15 protein-coding genes are annotated in these 20,024 nt (G+C 58.2%); 11 read left to right on the top strand and 4 right to left on the bottom strand.

Translation table 11 applies throughout. The features are described 5' to 3' along the window. Positions 1–179: 179 nt before the first annotated feature. Positions 180–350 carry a hypothetical protein gene (locus tag BK662_RS34865; RefSeq protein WP_185047171.1) on the bottom strand — a complete coding sequence of 57 codons (171 nt, stop codon included), beginning with the start codon at positions 348–350 and terminating at the stop codon, positions 180–182. 108 nt (positions 351–458) lie between these two features. On the opposite strand from BK662_RS34865, the gene BK662_RS24950 reads away from it, so the two are divergent. The 8 genes from BK662_RS24950 (at position 459) to BK662_RS24915 (ending at position 12,530) form a co-directional block, all read left to right on the top strand. After that, positions 459–1,706 carry an outer membrane protein transport protein gene (locus tag BK662_RS24950; protein WP_123359931.1) on the top strand — a complete coding sequence of 416 codons (1,248 nt, stop codon included), beginning with the start codon at positions 459–461 and terminating at the stop codon, positions 1,704–1,706. 197 nt (positions 1,707–1,903) lie between these two features. After that, a complete protein-coding gene (choxAB, locus tag BK662_RS24945) occupies positions 1,904–3,556 on the top strand; it encodes a cholesterol oxidase (RefSeq protein ID WP_123359537.1) in 1,653 nt (550 codons plus the stop codon). Between the two features lie 24 nt (positions 3,557–3,580). Continuing rightward, entirely contained in the window at positions 3,581–4,846 is a 1,266-nt protein-coding gene (locus BK662_RS24940; protein ID WP_123359538.1) for an NADH:flavin oxidoreductase/NADH oxidase family protein, read from the top strand. After that, on the top strand, positions 4,771–5,781 hold the full coding sequence (locus tag BK662_RS24935; protein WP_259695953.1) for an alpha/beta fold hydrolase: 1,011 nt from the start codon (positions 4,771–4,773) through the stop codon (positions 5,779–5,781). The genes BK662_RS24940 and BK662_RS24935 overlap by 76 nt, the downstream gene beginning before the upstream one ends. Continuing rightward, the gene (locus tag BK662_RS24930; RefSeq protein WP_123359540.1) at positions 5,768–6,166 is read left to right on the top strand and encodes an SCP2 sterol-binding domain-containing protein; all 399 of its coding nucleotides are present in this window, start codon (positions 5,768–5,770) and stop codon (positions 6,164–6,166) included. The genes BK662_RS24935 and BK662_RS24930 overlap by 14 nt, the downstream gene beginning before the upstream one ends. 485 nt (positions 6,167–6,651) lie before the next feature. After that, complete coding sequence (mexE, locus tag BK662_RS24925; RefSeq protein ID WP_007905572.1) at positions 6,652–7,905, top strand: multidrug efflux RND transporter periplasmic adaptor subunit MexE; 1,254 nt, start codon at positions 6,652–6,654, stop codon at positions 7,903–7,905. Positions 7,906–7,920: 15 nt separating this feature from the next. Next, a complete protein-coding gene (locus tag BK662_RS24920; protein ID WP_123359541.1) occupies positions 7,921–11,112 on the top strand; it encodes an efflux RND transporter permease subunit in 3,192 nt (1,063 codons plus the stop codon). Next, positions 11,109–12,530, top strand: coding sequence for an efflux transporter outer membrane subunit (locus tag BK662_RS24915; protein WP_123359542.1), 1,422 nt, complete (start codon positions 11,109–11,111; stop codon positions 12,528–12,530). The genes BK662_RS24920 and BK662_RS24915 overlap by 4 nt, the downstream gene beginning before the upstream one ends. A 208-nt stretch (positions 12,531–12,738) precedes the next feature. On the opposite strand, the gene BK662_RS24910 is transcribed toward BK662_RS24915, so the two are convergent. The 3 genes from BK662_RS24910 to BK662_RS24900 are packed head-to-tail and all read right to left on the bottom strand — an operon-like array spanning position 12,739 to position 16,046. After that, positions 12,739–13,704 (bottom strand): HlyD family secretion protein, encoded by a 966-nt coding sequence (locus BK662_RS24910; protein WP_123359543.1) that lies wholly within the window; start codon positions 13,702–13,704, stop codon positions 12,739–12,741. A 4-nt stretch (positions 13,705–13,708) separates the two neighbouring features. Then, entirely contained in the window at positions 13,709–13,909 is a 201-nt protein-coding gene (locus BK662_RS24905) for a DUF1656 domain-containing protein (RefSeq protein ID WP_038983381.1), read from the bottom strand. Beyond that, the gene (locus tag BK662_RS24900) at positions 13,899–16,046 is read right to left on the bottom strand and encodes an FUSC family protein (protein WP_123359544.1); all 2,148 of its coding nucleotides are present in this window, start codon (positions 16,044–16,046) and stop codon (positions 13,899–13,901) included. Before BK662_RS24900 ends, BK662_RS24905 begins: the two co-directional genes overlap by 11 nt. A gap of 212 nt (positions 16,047–16,258) precedes the next feature. On the opposite strand from BK662_RS24900, the gene BK662_RS24895 reads away from it, so the two are divergent. The 3 genes from BK662_RS24895 to BK662_RS24885 all read left to right on the top strand — a co-directional run bounded on the left by BK662_RS24895 (position 16,259) and on the right by BK662_RS24885 (position 20,020). Beyond that, the gene (locus tag BK662_RS24895; protein ID WP_123359545.1) at positions 16,259–17,158 is read left to right on the top strand and encodes a bestrophin family protein; all 900 of its coding nucleotides are present in this window, start codon (positions 16,259–16,261) and stop codon (positions 17,156–17,158) included. 76 nt (positions 17,159–17,234) lie between these two features. Further along, positions 17,235–18,290: a tetratricopeptide repeat protein gene (locus BK662_RS24890; protein ID WP_123359546.1), complete on the top strand. Its 1,056-nt coding sequence runs from the start codon at positions 17,235–17,237 to the stop codon at positions 18,288–18,290. A 227-nt stretch (positions 18,291–18,517) separates the two neighbouring features. Beyond that, positions 18,518–20,020, top strand: coding sequence for an ATPase domain-containing protein (locus BK662_RS24885; RefSeq protein WP_123359547.1), 1,503 nt, complete (start codon positions 18,518–18,520; stop codon positions 20,018–20,020). Positions 20,021–20,024: the final 4 nt, after the last annotated feature.

Raw genomic sequence — 20,024 nt, 5'->3', positions numbered from 1 at the left:
CCTTGTACCCGCGTCTGGCCCAAGGGTACTTGCCTGCCACGCAAGGCTCTTCTTGCCATCAACGCAACTTGCAACCCCAAAATATATAAATATGGCAATCGCCTGAGCATGTGATATTCCAGAGAGGGCTTTGCAACTAAAAAACAACTACGTGTCTGCAAGACCCAATTAACACTCTCCTACTCCAGCCCAGCCGGCACTGTTGATGTATACCGCCGCCCACGATTTCTATTCATCCCGACAACAACAACAACAACAACAACAACAACAACAACAACAACAACAACAACAACAACAACAACAACAACAACAACAACAACAACAGGTACCGCCAGATGAACCATCAACATCTTTCTGCACTTCGCCCTTCCCGGAGATCAGTGCTGCGTTTTAAGCGTCATCTTGAGACAGGGTCCACCCTGATACTCAAGTCAAGCAGAGCGTTGTTCATAACCACTATGTCATTGGCTATCTGTGGGCAGGCAACTTTATCTTTAGCCAATGGTTTATCTATAAACGAGCAAAGCGTTAGCAGCGCCGGAACTGCTTATGCCGGGCGCTCGTCCGCTGCTCTGGATGCGAGTACTGTCTATGGAAATCCGGCCGGCCTGAGCAAAATAAAGCGCAGGGAAGTGAGCGGAGGGTTCGCCTTGATCAAGGTTAATAGTGATATTAAAAACTCTCATAGCGATGCGCCAGGCACCAATAAAGGAGATTCCGTACCCCTGACGACAATCCCTTTTGGCTATTTATCCATACCGATTGACGAACGCTTCACTTTCGGCTTGGGCTTGTACGCTCTCTATGGCCTTGTGAACGATTACGAAAGTTCGTTCCAGGGACGCTACCATGGTTCCTATAGCAAGGTTCAAGTTAAAACCCTGAACGCCGCCGTTGCTTATCGCATCAATGATCATGTCTCTGTCGGAGGCGGGCTAACATTGAACCGTATCGAAAACAATATGCAAACCTATTTGGCCACAGGGCTGCTCAATGGGGGCAACGACACGCAGATCACTATCAAGGGTAACGATAACGCCATTGGCTATAATTTCGGCCTGATGATCGACCTGAACGACTCCACCACGTGGGGCATCACCTATCATTCAAAACTTGATTTTCACGTCAACGGCCATACGCAGGTGAGCAACTCGCCAAGTGCTTTCGGTCTCGATGGCAAATACAGCAATAAAATAGACATCACTTTGCCAGAGTCGCTGGACACATCGTTTACCCATCACTTTGACGAGCGCTGGACTGGCTACCTGGGCGCGACCTGGACCCGATGGAGCCGCGTTCAGAGGATCGAAGCCGTTAATAGTGGTGTACCGCCGCTGGGCCAGCAACTGGGTTTTAACAGCTTCGGGGATGACTTTAAATTACATGACACCTGGTCGATGGCTGTTGGGGCCTCTTACCGACTTTCTCCCCAATGGCTACTGCGAAGTGGCTTCGCCTACGATCCATCACCTGCCCGCAACGCCGATCGAAACGTCCGACTCCCCGTGGGCGACCGAAAAGCGGTGACGTTGGGTGCAGGTTTCTCCCCCAACACTGACCTGACCATCGATTTCGCTTATGGCTATCTATGGGAATCAACCACCTCTGTCAGCCAAGCAAATACAACCGGCGTACAGCCCAGCTACAACGCAAAATACGACAACAGCGCGCACATTATAGGTACACAGATAACCTATCGTTTCTGATTTGACCCTTCCTGCGCCTACGTCTACAGCCCAACAATACTATACTGTTCGTATAGCGATAAAAATATACGAATGGTATAGTCATCCTGACAGAGTCACTCCTGCAACTAGTGTCCGCAGCACCATTACAAAAATAAGGAGACCGGCATGACCAGTTTTTCCACGCCTCTACGCAGTGCTTGCCTGAGCAGCACGCAATGAATCCATCTTTCGATTTCGACTACATCGTGATCGGCTCCGGATTCGGTGGCAGCGTGTCCGCCTTCCGGTTGACAGAAAAGGGCTACCGCGTTGGCGTAATGGAGATGGGCCGACGCTGGACGGCCGAGGACTTTCCAAAATCCAACTGGGACGCGCGGCGCTGGATGTGGCGACCCGGGTTGAAGATGTTCGGCTTCTACAACATGCGCCTGTTCCGTCACGTGATGATCGTCAGCGGCAACGCAGTCGGTGGCGGATCCATCACCTATGCCAATGCCTTGCTGACACCGCGCGATAGCGTATGGAATGAGGGTTCCTGGGCCGGCCTGGCGGACTGGAAACGAATCATGCCGCAGTACTACGCCACGGCGGAGAAGATGCTGGGCGTGACAGAGAGCAAGATCATGGGCGAGGCTGATTTACGCCTCAAGAAAATGGCGGATTTGCAAGGCGTGGGCCATACGTTTCACGCCCCCCGCGTAGGGGCCTTCTTTGCTCCCGACGGTGAAGCAGGCGGCAAGAGCTACCCGGATCCCTACTTCGAGGGTGAAGGCCCGGAGCGCGGGACTTGCACCGGTTGCGGTGGCTGCATGATGGGTTGCAAGCACAACGCCAAGAACACACTCGACAAGAATTACCTTTATCTCGCAGAAAAACGTGGCGCCCAGGTTTTTGCCGAAACCAGGGTGGTGGACGTGCGGCCGCTCAACGGCAAGGAGGACGGCAGTGACGGCTATGAAGTCCTCACTGAGTGCTCGACCACCTGGTTCGACAAGCAGCGCCGCAGCTTTCGCTGCCGCGGCGTGGTCTTCGCCGCGTCGTCGTTGGGCACGATGGAATTGTTGTTCCGGCTCAAACAAAACGGGTCGTTGCCGCGCATCAGCGACGACCTCGGAAAACGTGTGCGCACCAATGCCGAATCCCTTATCGGCGTACGCTTCCCGGCAGCGGACAAGAGCATGTCGCCGGGACTGGCGGGGGGTGGCAGCATCTATCTCGATGAGCGCACACATATCGGAGTCGTGCGCTACCCGGAAGGCTCGGACGCCATTGGCCTCATGATGACCTTGCTGTGCGGCGGGCGCCCGGGGTGGACGCGAATATTGACCTGGCTGTGGACGCTGCTCAAACATCCGCTGCAAGCATTGCTCGTGCATAACCCCGTCGGTTTCGCCCGTCAGACCCTGTTATTGCTGGTCATGCAGACCGTGGACGCGTCTCTCGACATGCGATTCAGGCGTCGCTGGTTTTGGCCGTTCGCAAAACAGCTCGCCAGCGAAGGTGGCCCCATCCCAACCTTCATTCCAGAGGCGAACGCGTTTGCCGAAAAGGGCGCGAAAGCGCTCGGTGGCATACCGACCACCTTTCTGTCCGAGATCTTATTCAACATCCCGACCACGGCCCACTGCATGGGCGGCTGTGCGATGGCGGACTCGCCGGAGCGCGGCGTGATGGACGTACAGAACCGGGTCTTCGGCTATCAGAACTTGCTGGTTTGCGACGGCTCGATGCTCAGCGCCAATCTCGGGGTTAATCCAAGCCTGACGATTACCGCGCTGACCGAGCATGCCATGTCGTACATCCCATTGAAAAACACGCAATCCTGGCAGGTATCGGACTCCATCCCGCTGCACACCCTTCAATCATGAAACAGCCCTTATTGAGAACTCACCATGACCGCCGCCTCGCCTGAAGAAAATCTGCTGAACCAGCCTTTGCAACTCCCGAACGGCAGCGTTTTTCGCAACCGCCTCGCCAAGGCATCCATGAGCGAAACGTTGGGCACCTACAACAATCACCCGACGTTGAAACTGGTCGAGTTGTACCGGCGCTGGTCCGCCTCGGGCATTGGTTTGCTCATCACCGGAAATGTGATGATAGACCGGCGTGCGCTCGGCGAACCAGGCAACGTGGTGATCGAGGATGTCACTGACATGCCTATGCTACGCCAGTGGGCCGGTGCTGCAACCAGGCAGGGAGCCGCGATCTGGGTGCAGCTCAATCACCCTGGCAAGCAGTCGACCAAGGGCCTGAATGACAGCAACCTCGCGCCATCAGCGGTCCCGTTCCGCGAGGACATGGCCGCACTTTTCGAGACTCCGCGCGAAGCCACCACGGCCGAGATCGAAGATATCGTCCGGCGCTTTGGACGCAGCGCCGCCATCTGCAAGGAGGCCGGCTTCAGCGGCGTGCAAATCCATGGCGCGCACGGTTATCTGATCAACCAGTTCCTCTCGCCACACCACAATCGGCGTACGGATGAATGGGGAGGCAGCCCGGAAAAACGTCGACGTTTCGTGTTGGCTGTTTACGCCGAGATTCGCCGCCAGGTCGGCGCCGAATTTCCCGTCGGCATCAAGCTCAACTCAGCAGATTTCCAGCGCGGAGGCTTCACCGAAGAGGAATCAATGGCGACGATTCATGCACTTGCCGAAGCAGGCATCGACCTGATTGAGATTTCGGGGGGCACCTATGAGGCTCCAGCCATGAGCGGCGGGCTCCAGGAGACGAAAAAAGCATCCACCGTAGCGCGGGAGGCTTACTTTCTTGAGTTTGCTGAAAAGGTGCGCGCCTCGATCAAGGTGCCTTTGATGGTCACTGGCGGTTTTCGCAGTGCCGCCGCCATGAACGCTGCGCTGCGTTCCGGAGCGCTCGATGTCATTGGCCTCGCGCGGTTATTGGCCATTGATCCCGAGGCACCGGCGGCCCTGCTGCAAGGTCAGGACAGTTCGCAACGTGTACGGCCGATCACCACAGGCATCAAGCAAATCGATCAGATGGGCGTCATGGAAATTTTCTGGTACACGCTGCAGCTCAAACGAATCGCCAATGGCGGTGATCCGCGCCCCAACGAAAGTGGGCTGTGGGCACTTTCGAAATCAGTGATGAAAAGCGGCTGGGGCACGTTCCGTACGCGGCGCATGCGCGCACGGGCCTGAGCCCGAGGCTCACTCGCATCGATCGCCACAATAACCACCTGGAAGACTTCAACATGACCGACACCCATTTCACCACCCCTACCCGCTTCGTGGAAGTTGATGGTGATCAATTTGCCTATCGCCGCTGGGGCAACAATACGACAGGCCAGCCCCCCCTGTTCTTCCTTCAACATTTTCGCGGCGGTATGGATCATTGGGACCCACTTATGACGGATGGCCTGGCTGCAGGGCGCGAGGTCATCCTCTACAACGGTCGAGGGATTGCCTCTTCTTCCGGCAAACCGCGTAACCGGATCGAACATATGGCCGATGACGCGGCTGCGGTAATCCGCAAGTTAGGCCTGTCCAAGGTAGATGTTCTAGGCTTCTCACTGGGTGGTTTTCAGGCCCAGGACCTGACACGACGCCATCCCGACCTCGTCCGCAAGCTCATGCTGCTCGGCACCGGACCTCGTGGCGGTAATCCGGATTCAGACCCTGGAGTGCTGGAAGCTGCACCGCGCCCCGTTCCGACCCTCGAAGACTTTCTGTTTCTGTTCTTCGGTCGATCCGCGGCGGCGCAGCAGGCCGGACGTGATTTCTGGGAGCGCCGTCATCAGCGTGTCGACCAGGACCCACCCAGCTCTCCTGAAGTGATACAGGCCCAGATCGAAGCGAATATGTACTATTTGCCAAAGCTGGACCCGAACGATCCTTTCAATCATCTGCGCGAGATCAAACAGCCGACGTTCATTCTGAACGGTATGAATGACGTTATGGTTCCAACGGTCAATTCCTGGTACATGGCTCAGAACATCCCGAACGCCCAACTGTTCCTGTACCCGGATGCCGGTCATGGTGCTCAATTCCAATGCCCTGAGCGTTTTCTCAAACACGCCATTCAATTCCTCAACGAGTCCCCCCTTGCGGAGCAAGCTCACCATGCTGAAGTTTAAATTTTTGTTATGGGCGTTGACCAAGCTATTACAGAGAACAATCAAAAAAAGTCCTGACTGTGCAAAATACGTTAAAGGCAAGGAGCTGGTCTTTCAAATCCAAACGCATGACGGAGTGGGTCGCTACTTCACCCTTAAAAACGGCAAGATAAAATCCTCTGCCGGTTTGACTGAAAAGCCAAAATTCACCCTGTCGTTTAGAGATGCAGCAAAGGGTTTCGCCATTCTGTCTGCCAAAGATAGTAAAGATGCATTTCTGACAGGATTGCGTAAAGAGGACTTGGTTATCCGCGGTGACTTTGTTGAAGTGATGTGGTTCCAGGGATTAACTGAATACTTGCAGCCCGGTAAAAAAACATCAGCATTTTACCCTTCGACGCGCTAGGAATTTGATGCAGTAAGCCCTACTTGATCTGACAGTCACCCGCTTTTTTATGGGTGCCTGTCGGATCTGACTTTCTCGCCGTGATCTTAGTGGCTATTCAAGAGTTTTCGGGCTCAGTCAGCCCCCCGTTTCGGTCGCTCGTGTGCTGGGTGCTAGTGGGGGCATCGCTAAGCTTTTTCAGCCTTAAACCACCGCCATAGAGCCTAGTCAAAATGTTCTTCGGAGATCCGGATCACCTGGCTTGATCCTCAGTTTTGGGTTGAGGCTGATGGCCGCAACACAGTTCCAAGCCAATCCTTTACACTCCCTGCAACACTGAATTGTCATCATTTCATTTGATAGCCCACTAACGGAAGGTGCATGCTAGAGGGCTCGCTTTGAGCTTATATCATTCCGAATGATAGTTACCTTCGCTTCATTCGATTCGTGCCATACACCCCCGCCAAGCATCATCCGTCCATCTCAATACATTGGCGGATGCATCCATGGAACAGTCACTCAAACATTTGCGCTTCCCCTTGGCCCTGTTGGCCGTGCTGGTGATGAGCGCTTGCGGCAAGACTCCGGACGCTGCCGCCACCATGCCCGCGGCCAAAGTCAGCGTGGCCAAGGTGCTGGAACAACCGGTCAACGAGTGGGACGAATTCACCGGGCGCCTTGAAGCGCCGGAAACAGTAGAGATTCGTCCACGGGTTTCCGGCCAGATCGATGACGTGGCCTTCACCGAAGGCGCGCTGGTCAAGAAAGGCGATCTGTTGTTCCAGATCGACCCGCGCCCCTTCCAGGCTGAGGTCCGCCGCCTCGAAGCCCTGGTTGCCCAGGCTCGCGCCACCGCCACCCGCAGCGAAAACGAATCCCAGCGCGGCGAACGTCTGCGCACCAGCAACGCGATTTCCGCTGAACTCGCCGACTCGCGCACCAGCGCGGCTCAAGAAGCTCGCGCGGCCGTCGGCGCCCTCCAGGCCCAACTGGACCTGGCCAAACTGAACCTGAGTTTCACCCGCGTCACTGCGCCTATCAGCGGCCGTGTCAGCCGTGCGGAAATCACCGCCGGCAACCTGGTGACCGCCGATACGACCGCGCTGACCAGCGTGGTGTCTACCGACAAGGTCTACGCCTACTTCGACGCCGACGAGCGTGTCTTCCTTAAATACACCCAGCTCGCCCGCCAGGGCCAACGCGGCGCCACCACGCCGGTTTACCTCGGCCTGTCCAATGAAGACGGCAACCCGCACCAGGGCCAGATGAACTTCGTCGATAACCAGGTCAACCCGAAGACCGGCACCATCCGCGGTCGTGCGGTGTTCGACAACAGCGACGGCACCTACACCCCAGGTCTTTATGCCCGCCTGAAACTGGTGGGCAGCGGTACTTACTCCGCGGTGTTGATCAACGACGAAGCGGTCGGTACCGACTTGGGTAAAAAGTTCGTGCTGGTGATGGATGCCGACAATAAAACGGCTTACCGCCCTGTCGAGCTGGGTCCGAAGATCGAAGGTCTGCGCATCGTGCGCAGCGGCCTGAACAAGGACGACACCATCATCGTCAAGGGCTTGCAACGGGTTCGCCCTGGTTCACCGGTCACCCCTGAAGTGATCCCGATGGCCAGCCAGGAAACCCTCGCGGCCCTCGCACAACAACGACAAGCGCTGGAAGCCAGCAACCTGCCCCAAGTCGCGCCTGCCAAGGTCGCGCCGGGTACGGTTGTGAAAGTGGCTGCTGCCACTCCACGCGGTTAAGGGACAATTACTCCGATGAATTTTTCCCAGTTCTTCATTTCACGGCCGATCTTTGCAGCGGTACTGTCGCTGCTGATCCTGATCGCTGGCGCCATCTCGCTGTTCCAGTTGCCGATCAGCGAATACCCGGAAGTCGTGCCACCGACCGTTGTGGTCCGTGCCAACTTCCCGGGCGCCAACCCTAAAGTCATCGGTGAAACCGTGGCCGCTCCGTTGGAGCAAGCCATCACCGGCGTCGAGAACATGCTGTACATGTCCTCGCAGTCCACCGCTGACGGCAAGATCACCCTGACCATCACCTTCGCCCTGGGCACTGACCTGGATAACGCGCAGGTTCAGGTTCAGAACCGCGTGACCCGGACCGAGCCCAAACTTCCCGAGGAAGTGACGCGCATCGGTATCACCGTGGACAAGGCGTCGCCCGACCTGACCATGGTTGTGCACTTGACCTCGCCGGACAAACGCTACGACATGCTTTACCTGTCCAACTACGCCTTGCTCAACATCAAGGATGAGTTGGCGCGTCTGGGCGGTGTCGGTGATGTGCAGCTGTTCGGGATGGGCGATTACTCGCTGCGGGTGTGGCTCGATCCGAACAAGACCGCTTCGCGCAACCTGACCGCCACCGATGTGGTCACTGCGATCCGTGAACAGAACCGTCAAGTGGCGGCCGGTGCCCTGGGCGCTCCGCCGGCGCCGAATGCCACCGCGTTCCAGCTGTCGGTGAACACGCAAGGCCGTCTGGTTTCCGAGGAAGAGTTCGAGAACATCATCATTCGCTCCGGTGAGAATGGTGAAATCACTCGCCTTAAAGACATCGCTCGCGTCGAACTCGGCTCCAGCCAGTACGCCCTGCGCTCCTTGCTCGACAACCAGCCGGCGGTGGCGATCCCGATCTTCCAGCGCCCTGGCTCCAACGCGATCCAGATCTCCAACGACGTTCGGGAGAAAATGGCCGAGCTGAAGAAGAACTTCCCGGAAGGCATGGATTTCAGCATCGTCTATGACCCGACGATCTTCGTGCGCGGTTCCATCGAGGCGGTGGTTCACACCCTCTTCGAAGCGCTGATCCTCGTTGTACTCGTGGTGATCCTGTTCCTGCAAACCTGGCGCGCCTCGATCATCCCGTTGGTAGCAGTGCCGGTTTCGCTGATCGGTACGTTCGCGGTGATGCACCTGTTCGGCTTCTCGTTGAACGCCCTGTCGCTGTTCGGACTGGTACTGGCCATTGGTATCGTGGTCGACGATGCGATCGTGGTGGTGGAGAACGTCGAGCGAAACATCGGGCTCGGATTAACCCCTGTAGAAGCCACCAAGCGTGCGATGCGTGAAGTGACCGGCCCGATCATCGCGACGGCGCTGGTGTTGTGTGCGGTGTTTATCCCGGCGGCGTTCATCTCCGGCTTGACCGGGCAGTTCTATAAACAGTTCGCCCTGACGATTGCGATTTCGACCGTGATCTCGGCCTTCAACTCGCTGACCTTGTCGCCGGCGCTGGCCGCCGTGTTGCTCAAGAGCCATGACGCACCGAAAGACCGTTTCTCCAAGGTTCTGGACAAGATCTTCGGTGGCTGGTTGTTCCATCCGTTCAACCGCTTCTTTGACAAGGCCAGCCACGGTTATGTCGGCACTGTAGGCCGGGTTATCCGCAGCAGCGGTATCGCCCTGCTGCTGTACGCTGGCCTGATGGTGTTGACGTTCTTCGGTTTCTCCAGTACCCCGACCGGTTTCGTACCCGGCCAGGACAAGCAATACCTGGTGGCCTTCGCGCAACTGCCGGACGCCTCGAGCCTGGACCGTACCGAAGACGTGATCAAGCGCATGTCCGACCTGGCCCTGAAACAGCCTGGCGTGGAAAGCGCGGTGGCCTTCCCGGGTCTGTCGATCAACGGGTTCACCAACAGCCCTAACTCCGGCATCGTGTTCGTGACCCTGAAGCCTTTCGACGAGCGCAAGGACCCGAGCATGTCCGCCGGTGCGATTGCCGGTGCATTGAACGGCCAGTACGCCGGGATTCAGGAAGCCTACATGGCGATCTTCCCGCCGCCGCCGGTACAAGGCCTGGGGACCATTGGCGGTTTCCGCCTGCAGATCGAAGACCGGGGCAACCTGGGCTATGACGAGCTGTACAAAGAAACCATGAACATCATCACCAAAAGCCACAGCGTCCCGGAACTGGCCGCTCTGTTCACCAGCTACACCGTGAACGTGCCGCAGGTCGATGCCGCCATCGACCGGGAAAAAGCCAAGACCCACGGCGTGGCCGTCAGCGACATCTTCGACACCCTGCAGATCTATCTGGGTTCGCTGTATGCCAACGACTTCAACCGCTTCGGTCGCACCTACCAGGTCAACGTTCAGGCTGAGCAGCAGTTCCGCCTCGAATCGGACCAGATCGGTCAACTGAAAGTGCGTAACAACCGGGGCGAGATGATTCCGCTGGCGACCTTCATCAAGGTCAGCGACACCTCGGGGCCAGACCGCGTGATGCACTACAACGGCTTCATCACCGCGGAAATCAACGGTGCGGCAGCCCCCGGCTACAGCTCCGGCCAGGCCGAGAAAGCCATCGAGAAACTGCTCAAGGACGAATTGCCCAACGGCATGACCTACGAGTGGACCGACCTGACCTACCAGCAGATTCTGTCCGGCAACACGGCGCTGTTCGTGTTCCCGCTCTGCGTACTGCTGGCGTTCCTGGTACTCGCGGCGCAGTACGAAAGCTGGAGCCTGCCACTGGCGGTGATCCTGATCGTACCGATGACCCTGCTGTCGGCCATTACCGGTGTGATTGCCTCGGGCGGCGATAACAACATCTTCACCCAGATCGGCTTGATCGTACTGGTGGGACTTGCATGTAAGAACGCGATTCTGATCGTCGAGTTTGCCAAGGACAAACAGGAAGAAGGCCTCGGCCCGCTGGCAGCGGTACTGGAAGCTTGCCGCCTGCGTCTGCGGCCGATCCTGATGACCTCCTTCGCGTTCATCATGGGTGTTGTGCCTCTGGTTTTCTCCAGCGGTGCCGGTGCCGAAATGCGTCATGCCATGGGTGTAGCGGTGTTCTCCGGGATGCTCGGGGTGACCTTCTTCGGTCTGTTGCTGACGCCGGTGTTCTACGTACTGATTCGCAACTTTGTGGAGCGCGGTGAAGCGCGCAAAGCGGCCAAGGCGCTGAAATTGGAAAAGCAACTGGAGGCGCAACAATGAGCCTGAAAGCCTTCCTGCCGAGCCTTCTGGTACTGGCCCTGAGTGCCTGCGCCGTCGGCCCGGACTACAAAACCCCAGCTACGGAGGCGGCCAATATCACGGCCGCCACCGATGGCAGCGCCGGTCAGAAGAATTTTGACCGCGCACGTTTCGAAGGCATCTGGTGGCAGCAGTTCGAGGATCCGACACTCAACCAACTGGTGACGCAATCCTTGCAAGGCAACCGTGATTTGCGCGTGGCCTTCGCCCGCTGGAAAGCGGCCCGGGCAATTCGCGATGACGCCAGCAATGACGCCATGCCGACCATCACCAGTCGCGCGAGCAGTGATTTGGCCAAAGGGCAGATTCCCGGCCAGACCACTAAACGGGTCAACAGTGAACGCTATGACCTGGGCCTGGACATGGCCTGGGAACTGGACTTGTTCGGTCGCATCCAGCGCAATCTGGAATCCAGCGACGCCGAACAGCAGGCGGCCGAAGCCGATCTTTACCAACTGCAAGTCACCATGATTGCCGAACTGGTGGACGCCTATGGCCAACTGCGCGGCGCGCAGTTGCGGGAAAAGATCGCCCTGGCCAATCTGAACAACCAGCAGGAATCGCGCAAGATCACCGAAAACCTGCGTGATGCCGGTGTCGGCGATCAGCTGGACGTGGTTCGCGCCGATGCGCGCCTGGCCTCTGTCGAAGCCAGCGTGCCGCAACTGCAGGCCGAACAGGTGCGTCAGCGCAACCGCATCGCCACCCTGCTGGGTGAGCGTCCGGACAAGCTGACCGTCGACCTGAGTCCAAAAGACTTGCCGGCAATCGCCAAGGCCCTGCCGATCGGTGATCCGGGCGAACTGCTGCAACGGCGTCCGGACATCCTCAGCGCCGAGCGCAAACTGGCGGCCGCCACCGCTCGCATCGGCGTGGCCAAGGCTGATTTGTTCCCACGGGTCAGTCTCAGCGGCTTCCTCGGTTTCACCGCCGGGCGCGGCTCGCAGATCGGCTCCTCGGCGGCCAACGCCTGGGCGCTGGGCCCAAGCATTACCTGGGCGGCATTCGACCTGGGCAGCGTACGCGCCCGTTTGCGCGGTGCCGATGCTGAAGCCGAAGGCGCCTTGGCGACCTACGAGCAGCAAGTACTGCTGGCGCTGGAAGAGTCGGAAAACGCCTTCAGCGATTACGGTAAACGTCAGCAGCGCCTGATCTCGCTGATTCGTCAAAGCGAATCAAGCCGCGCCGCTGCCGATCTCGCCGACATTCGCTACCGCGAAGGCACCGTGGACTTCCTCGTGCTGCTCGATGCCCAGCGTGAGCGCCTGGCAGCGGAAGACACCCAGGCCCAGGCCGAAGTCGATTTGTATCGCGGCATTGTCGCCATCTACAAAGCCCTCGGCGGCGGCTGGCAACCAGAGACGGTCGCCAGCAAGTAACGTTTTAAAGAACTCCTTTGGTTGGCCGCAACCAACCAATTCTTTTGCCCCGCGCCTCATTCGGTCGCGGGGCTTTTTTTTGTCTGCACGCTTGTTGGATCCAGCACATTCCCCTGTGGGAGCGAGCCTGCTCGCGATGACCGACTGACAGGCGACGTGATGTTGGCAGACAGACCGCTATCGCGAGCAGGCTCGCTCCCACAGGGGATTAGTGGGCAGTCTCATGATCTCGGTTTTCCTCAACGGTTACCGTAGCCGTGGTCCCGGCACGCAGGCGGTTTTTGGCGACATAGTCGGCGTCGATCTGAATCCGCACCGGCACCCGCTGCGCCAGCTTGACCCAGGTGTAACTGGGGTTGATGCTGGCCAGCAGGCGACTGCCGGGGGAGTTCTCGCGGTCGGCGATAGCAAAAGCGATGCTTTGCACGGTGCCGCCGAAGGTCTCGCCGCTCATCAACTCGACCCTGACCCGGTCGCCCTCCTCGATTCGCGGCAGCTTAGTTTCTTCAAAGTAGCCGCTGACATAAAACGAGTCGCTGTCCACTAGCGCCAACAACGCTCCTCCGGCAGTGGCGTAATCGCCCTGACGAGTCAGCAAGTTGGTCACGTAACCGCTGACAGGCGCTGCGACCCGCGTGCGTTGCAAGTCCAGTTCGGCCTGGGTCAATGCGGCAATCGCCAGTTGCACGTTGGCTTGGGCCAGGCCCAGATTGGCCTGATTGCGCAACAGCTCCGCCTGCGCCACCGCCACTTCGGTGCTGGATTTTTCCCATTCTTCACCGGAAATCGCGAAACCCTGCTTAAGGGTTCGACGGCGACGCTCTTCGCTTTGGCGCTGCCTGAGCAGCGCTTCGCTGGAGACAATCGTCGCTTCAGACTGGCCCAGCGTGGCTTTCGCGACTTCCACCGCACGCTTGGCATGCTCCACTGCCAGCGTATAACGAGCCGGGTCGATCTCCAGCAGCAACTGGCCTTTCGTAACATGCTGGTTGTCTTGAACACTCAGGCTGACGATGCGCCCCGAGACATCGGCGGACAAAGTCACCACATCGGCGCGAACCCGTGCATCCCGAGTCCAGGGCGCGCGGGTGTAATGCTCCCAGGCGAACCAGCCGAGCACGAAGGCCAGCAATACCACCGCCACAGTCACGAGTCGGGCAAGGATCTTCTTCAAGGCATCAAGCTCCCATCACCAGAATCAGCGTCGCGCAAACGCAGGCGTATAACGCGCCTTCGAACAAGGCCTCATGCCAGACAAAACGCAGCACGCCAAAGCGGCGCAAGATCCAGTCCAGCAGCAGGAAAATCGGTAGGGCCAGCAGTAACGCCTGGGCAATCGGCGGCAAGTAGACGCCACCCAATTCAAAATCAATGGGCAAGGGCTGGCTCTCCTTCAGTTTGGGCGGGTTGAAAGTATTGGCGATGTCGCTCCAGAAACGACACCACGATCAACAACGCCACGCGCATTCTGAATACCGACCACAGGTGTTCATGAACGTCTAAATGCAAATCGTCCATTTCATCGCCCAAGACACGCAAGTTTCCGAGCAACTGCTCAAGGTCAATCCCGGGCCGCCCGGAGATCAATCGGCCTGTTTCACGCACGGCAGCCAGTAAATGGTTTTGCTGTTCTGTGCTCAGCAACGTGTTGCTTTGCCCCTGTTGCCTGAGCTGGTTCAAAGCCACACCCAGTGCCATGCACCCAAGGCTGACTTCGAACAGCTCCCGGGAATGCTTGTCGTTGGTAGCTGGCAATAGTCCCAACATCATGGTCAGGCGATCGACCATACGGCTTTCAAACGCAAATTGCTGTTCATCGGTGGCCGGCGTCTTCAGCAAAGCGTAGACCTGCTCGCAGCTTTCATTGAACAGCCGGCGTATCCGCAAAACGGGCCTGAACGGGAAGATCAAGGCGTAGACACTGAGCGCCAGCGCGCAGGCGCTGATGTACGCACCGGCAAACTCGAACCACTGAATGGCACTGTTTTGGCCGCTTCCTGTGTTTTGTGGGCCCAGCAACAGTATTGTCGTTAGCCCAAGACCGATGCCTGTGCCAGTGGTTGGCGGACTGGCCAGCCCTACCGCGACGGCATACAGCAATGGGGCTAACAACATGGCGAGTAACTCGAAGTTACTGATCATCGGTATCAGCAGGAACAGATAGAGCGCCGACACCACCAAGGCCAGACCCAGCCCTCTGGCAAAGCTTTGCGCGGCCAGCAACGGCCGCGGAAAAGTCGCCATCAGCGAACAGAGAATCCCCACCACGATCATCCCGCCACGGGCCCCGTCCCAAGCGGTCTCGATCCAGATCAACCCGGCCACCAGCAACGCGAAAAATGCCCGGATTGCATTCATTGCCGCCAAAGTGAAGTCCAAATGCAGCGGATTTTCCTGGCCACGGAACACGCAACTGGCTTCACGCCCTTCCTGGATCGCGTCGCTCAGTTCCAGAATCTGCGCCAGTTGCTCTAGCATCCGTGCCTGCTCCCAACGCAGTGCCCAGGCCAATGAACGCAGGGTGGCAGGCATCGTCTCGGTGAGTTGTTCGGCCTTGTAGGCCTGGTCATCGAAACGCTGTTGCAGCGCCGCGAAATGGTGCCGTGCCTCGCTCGACAATGAGCGCCCTTGCAGCGCCAATTCATCGAGAAACGCCAGTTCTTCGGCGCGCAAACGCTGTATCTCTTCCGGCAACGCGCCTTCCCAGCGTTCGGTGAGCAGTTGCCGCTGGTGACGCAGGGCCGTCAACCGCGAAGTCAGCAGCACCAGCTGATTACCCAGCAGTTGCACCAGACCATTGGCGCTGCGCAACCGTGGCGCATCGTAATATAAATGCCGACGTACCCCCTCCAGAGCACTGATTGCGCCGAGCAGTTGCATCTGCCGCCGATGGAAATCGGCCTCGCTTTCTTCGGTTCGGATGACGGCAGCAGCGTGGGTCGCGAGCAGCTTGATGACCTGATCGATCTTGGCGAAGTAATCCCGCGCCACAGCTTCCGGCCGCGCCGTGAGAAGGCTGACCACGCACACGCAAGCCACCGCCAAAAGTGTCTCGGTGACACGAGTGACGGCCAGCAGGAACGTGCCTTCCTGATCGGGTACCGCCAGCAGCGCCACGACTACCGCCGTGTACCCGCTCAGAACAAAGGCCTGGGAACTGGTGTAGCGCAACAAGGTGCCGCCGGCGGTACAGAATGCCAACCACAAGGCCAGGGTGAGGATGAAAGGCAGGGGCGCCTGGGGGAAGATCGCCATGATCAACACCGCCACCACCGCGCCTAACGTGGTGCCGATGACCTGGCCGAAACTTCGGGCCAGGGCCATGCCACCCAATGGCTGGCTGACGATGACCACCGCCATGATCGACCACTTGGGCTGTTCAAGGTCGAACAGGAAGGCCAGATATAATGTCAGCAGCCCGGCCACAATGGTCCTCAGGGCGAACAGCAGCACCTCTCGTCCGGGGTTGAGTATCGCCTTGAAATATTGAAGCAGCGGTTGCATGGGAGTGCTCATTAAGTCATCTCCAGCAAGCGTAGTCATTGCTTCAGTGCCTCGACAGGTTTCAGTGTCGACAAAACCTGTAGGCAAGTTCGCCGATAGAGATGTTTAATTTGATAGAGCCTGTCGATTACCTCGTCAGCCATAGCAATTGGACAGCCTCCCCGCCGCCCCTTAGGCTGACACTGCTGCGAAAGCGCCACTCTCTATATATAAAGTTGCTCCCCATGATTGTGCGTCCCAAGCCGAATCTGATCGGCATGCTGTTTTCCCTTAAAGGCTCGATTGCCAAGCGTATTGCCTTGCGCAGTCTATTGGTGACCCTGCTCGCGTCGGTCATTGTGTTGGTGGAGACTTGGCACCCGGCCTATTTCTCCAAGGTCAATGCCACACCCTTCACCCTGCTGGGGTTGGCATTGTCGATCTTCATGAGTTTTCGCAACAACGCTTGCTACGACCGTTGGTGGGAGGGTCGCAAGCAACTGGGGCAACTGGTCATCGAAGTACGTTCGTTGATTCGCGAAACCCAAGGGTTGATGGCGGCGGCCGAACGTGAACTGCTGCTGCGTGAACTCTGCGGTTTCACCTACGGCTTGATCGCCCGCCTGCGTTTTGAAAACGAGATGAACGCGATCAAGCCGTGGACGCAAGAAGCCGTAGACGCAAAGCACCCGAACATCACTGACGCACTCTTGCAGCGAATCGGTGCTCGGTGTTCAGCGCTGGCCGAACGCGGCCAGATCAGCGAATGGCGTTACACCCAACTGGAAACTCGACTGGTCAGCCTCAGCCAGGTGCAGGCCAGTTGCGAACGAATCAAAAGCACGCCGCTGCCCTTCCCTTACACCCTGTTGCTGCACCGCACCATTTATCTGTTCTGCATTCTGTTGCCATTTGCCATGGCCGAACCCCTTGGCTGGCTGACGCCGGTGATCACCGCCATTGTCAGCTACACCTTTTTTGGCCTCGACGAAATCGGCGACGACCTGGAAGACCCTTTCGGCTTCGATGAGAACGATCTGCCGTGCAATGCGATTGTGCGCATGCTGGAGCGCGAAGTGCTGGCAGCGCTGGGGCAAACCGCGTTGCCACCCGCCCTTGAGCCCGTCGACTACGTGCTGACCTAAGCTTGGGTTTGACTCACAGCCCGGCCTGACCGAAGCTGGTGGCTTTGCAAAAGCCTGCCAGCTCCCGGATTCCTGCATGCCTCAGTCCCGCCGCTACTTGCTCATCAGCCTCTGCGTATTGTTTGCCCTCGCCCTCGCCTGGTTTTTCCTGCGTAGCACGACGCCCGTGGTGCCGGCGGCGATCAAGCATGGCTACAGCGAAGCGCTGGCCCAGGCACGTGCCGGTCAACCAGGGGCGGCGCGGGTGCTTTATCAGCAATTGGGTCGCCCTGACCTGTCGACCAAGCGCCGTGTCTGGCTACACGCCGAACTGCCCAACTACCCAAGCCCGCAAGCCCTGAAACTGGCGGATGCGGACCTGCAACATCCATCGGCGGATGTGCGCATCGCAGCGATCAAAAGCATCAATGGGCTGGTGCCCAGTGGGCAGCGCAGCCTGTTGCTGGGGCCCTTGCTCGATGACAGCGACCCGAGCGTGCGGTTTGCAGCAGTCAACGCCTTATTGGGTCTGACGCCGGATGAGCTGGGGTTGTATTTCGGCGCTTTGGAGCAAGCCATCGATGCCTGGGAACAGCTCCTCAAACGTCAGCCGGAAAGTGCCGAAACCCAATACCAACTCGCGCGCCTGCACTTGCACAATGCCGAGCTGAAAGACGCGCAACAGGCCTTGGAGCGCACGTTGCAACTGGCGCCCGGCAACCTGCCGGCACTGGTGATGCAGATCGAAGTGTTGGATAAACAGGGCCAAAGCGACGCCGCCAGGCAATTGTTGGCAAAACAGTTAAAGGCCCAGCCTGACTCGGCCTACCTGCAACATGCGCTGGGGCTCTGGTTGCTGCATCACGGGCAAAGTGAGTTCGCCCTGCTCGGGCTGTCCAAAGCCGTGGAGCTTGAGCCGGACAATAAGGATTACCGCTACGATCTGGCTACCACGTTGCATGGTGAGCAAGAGCTGGAAGCGGCGCAGAACCAGTTGCAGGAAATCGTTCAGCGCCATCCTGCCGATCGCAAGGCGCGCGTGCTGCTGATCAACTATTGGAAGGAAAGCGGACAGTTGCAGAACGTGCAGATATTGCTGGCACAGCTGGAACAGCTAAACCCCGACGATCCGGCGTTGCAGCAAGGGCTTTAATCAAGATCAAAAGATCGAAAATCAAGATCAAAAGATCGCAGCCTTCGGCAGCTCCTACGCGCCTGTGGGCGCTGCCGAAGGCTGCGATCTTTGCTTTTTTGTACAAGAACCACACACAAACACAAAAGGTTGAACCGCTGTCTCGGCGAAAGGTCAAGTGATCAGGCAGTCCACTCAGGCACTTCAAGTCTGCTGCCTCGCTTCCCCTAGTCATGAGAGGGCATCTCTTGTCTACATCTAACGAGTTGATCAATGCAAAAGCCGTCACCGGCATAGAAGGACTGGATGACATCCTGGCCGGTGGATTAACCCGCGGCCACATGTTTTTGCTGGAGGGTGAACCCGGAACCGGCAAAACCACCATCGCTTTGCATTTTCTGTTGGCTGGCGCCCGTGCCGGCGAGCGCTCGTTGTACATCACCCTGTCGGAAACCGAGCGCGAGCTGCGTCAGGGGGCGTTATCCCACGGCTGGGAGCTGGATGAGAACATCCACATCTTCGAGCTGACGCCGCCGGAAAGCCTGCTCAATGCCGAGCATCAGCAGAGTCTGTTGTATTCCTCGGACCTGGAGCTGGGCGAAGCCACCAAACAGATTTTCGAAGCGGTCGAACGGGTCAAACCAACCCGCGTAGTGGTCGACAGCCTGTCCGAAATCCGCCTGTTGGCCCAAAGCTCTTTGCGCTACCGTCGGCAGATTCTGGCCATCAAGCATTACTTCGTGCGCTACGAGGCCACCGTGCTGCTGCTGGATGACCTGACCACCGAAGCCCTCGACAAAACCGTGCATAGTGTGGCCCACGGGGTGATTCGTCTCGAAGAATTGACGCCCAATTACGGCGCCGAACGCCGGCGCATCCGCGTGGTGAAGTATCGCGGTCAGAAGTACCGGGGCGGTTTTCATGATTTCATCATCATGGGTGATGGCGTACATGTATTCCCGCGCCTGGTGGCGGCCGAACACCGCGGGCGTTATATCCGCCAGCAGTTGACCAGCGGCATCCCGGAAATGGATGCCCTGCTCGGAGGCGGTATCGAGACAGGTTCAAGCACCCTGATCCTCGGCCCGGCCGGTACCGGCAAATCGCTGATTTCGATGGTCTTCGCCGCTGCGGCGGTGGCCCGTGGCGAAAAGGCCGCGTTGTTCATCTTCGATGAAGAACTGGGGCTGCTGTTCGAGCGGATGAAAAACATCGGCAACGACCTGAAGGCCCTGGAGGAAACCGGCAACCTGCTGATCGATCAAGTGGACGCTGCCGAATTGTCTCCCGGCGAATTCTCCTACCGGGTTCGTCGTTGTGTCGATGAGAGCAATATCAAAACCGTGGTGATTGACAGTATCAACGGCTATCAGGCGGCAATGCCCGAAGAAAATGCCTTGGTGCTGCACATGCACGAGTTGCTGCTGTACCTCAATCGCCAAGGCGCCGCGACGTTCATGACCGTCGCCCAACATGGGCTGGTCGGTGACATGCAGGCCCCCGTCGACATTACCTATCTGGCCGACACCGTCATTCTGTTGCGCTACTTCGAAGCCAAGGGCAAGGTTCGCCGGGCGATCTCGATCATCAAGAAACGCACCGGCAGCCACGAATCGACCATCCGCGAGTACCGCATCAGCAGTCAGGGCATGACCATCGGTGAACCACTGGATGCATTCCAGGGTGTATTGCGTGGCGTGCCCACTTACCTGGGCGCGAGCAAGCCGCTGCTTGAGGAAGATGTCCAGTGACGGT

Source organism: Pseudomonas frederiksbergensis (assembly GCF_003732275.1).
Taxonomy (GTDB): Bacteria; Pseudomonadota; Gammaproteobacteria; order Pseudomonadales; family Pseudomonadaceae; genus Aquipseudomonas; species Aquipseudomonas frederiksbergensis_H.
The sequence above is the reverse complement of the archived record's forward strand: the minus strand, read 5'-3'. Positions and strand labels throughout refer to the sequence as shown.

Bases quoted from the DNA above. Each gene is read 5' to 3' on its own strand.
- BK662_RS34865 (WP_185047171.1), bottom strand. From the start codon at position 350: ATGTTGATGGTTCATCTGGCGGTACCTGTTGTTGTTGTTGTTGTTGTT.
- BK662_RS24950 (WP_123359931.1), top strand. From the start codon at position 459: ATGTCATTGGCTATCTGTGGGCAGGCAACTTTATCTTTAGCCAATGGT.
- choxAB (WP_123359537.1), top strand. From the start codon at position 1,904: ATGAATCCATCTTTCGATTTCGACTACATCGTGATCGGCTCCGGATTC.
- BK662_RS24940 (WP_123359538.1), top strand. From the start codon at position 3,581: ATGACCGCCGCCTCGCCTGAAGAAAATCTGCTGAACCAGCCTTTGCAA.
- BK662_RS24930 (WP_123359540.1), top strand. From the start codon at position 5,768: ATGCTGAAGTTTAAATTTTTGTTATGGGCGTTGACCAAGCTATTACAG.
- mexE (WP_007905572.1), top strand. From the start codon at position 6,652: ATGGAACAGTCACTCAAACATTTGCGCTTCCCCTTGGCCCTGTTGGCC.
- BK662_RS24920 (WP_123359541.1), top strand. From the start codon at position 7,921: ATGAATTTTTCCCAGTTCTTCATTTCACGGCCGATCTTTGCAGCGGTA.
- BK662_RS24915 (WP_123359542.1), top strand. From the start codon at position 11,109: ATGAGCCTGAAAGCCTTCCTGCCGAGCCTTCTGGTACTGGCCCTGAGT.
- BK662_RS24900 (WP_123359544.1), bottom strand. From the start codon at position 16,046: ATGAGCACTCCCATGCAACCGCTGCTTCAATATTTCAAGGCGATACTC.
- BK662_RS24895 (WP_123359545.1), top strand. From the start codon at position 16,259: ATGATTGTGCGTCCCAAGCCGAATCTGATCGGCATGCTGTTTTCCCTT.
- BK662_RS24890 (WP_123359546.1), top strand. From the start codon at position 17,235: ATGCCTCAGTCCCGCCGCTACTTGCTCATCAGCCTCTGCGTATTGTTT.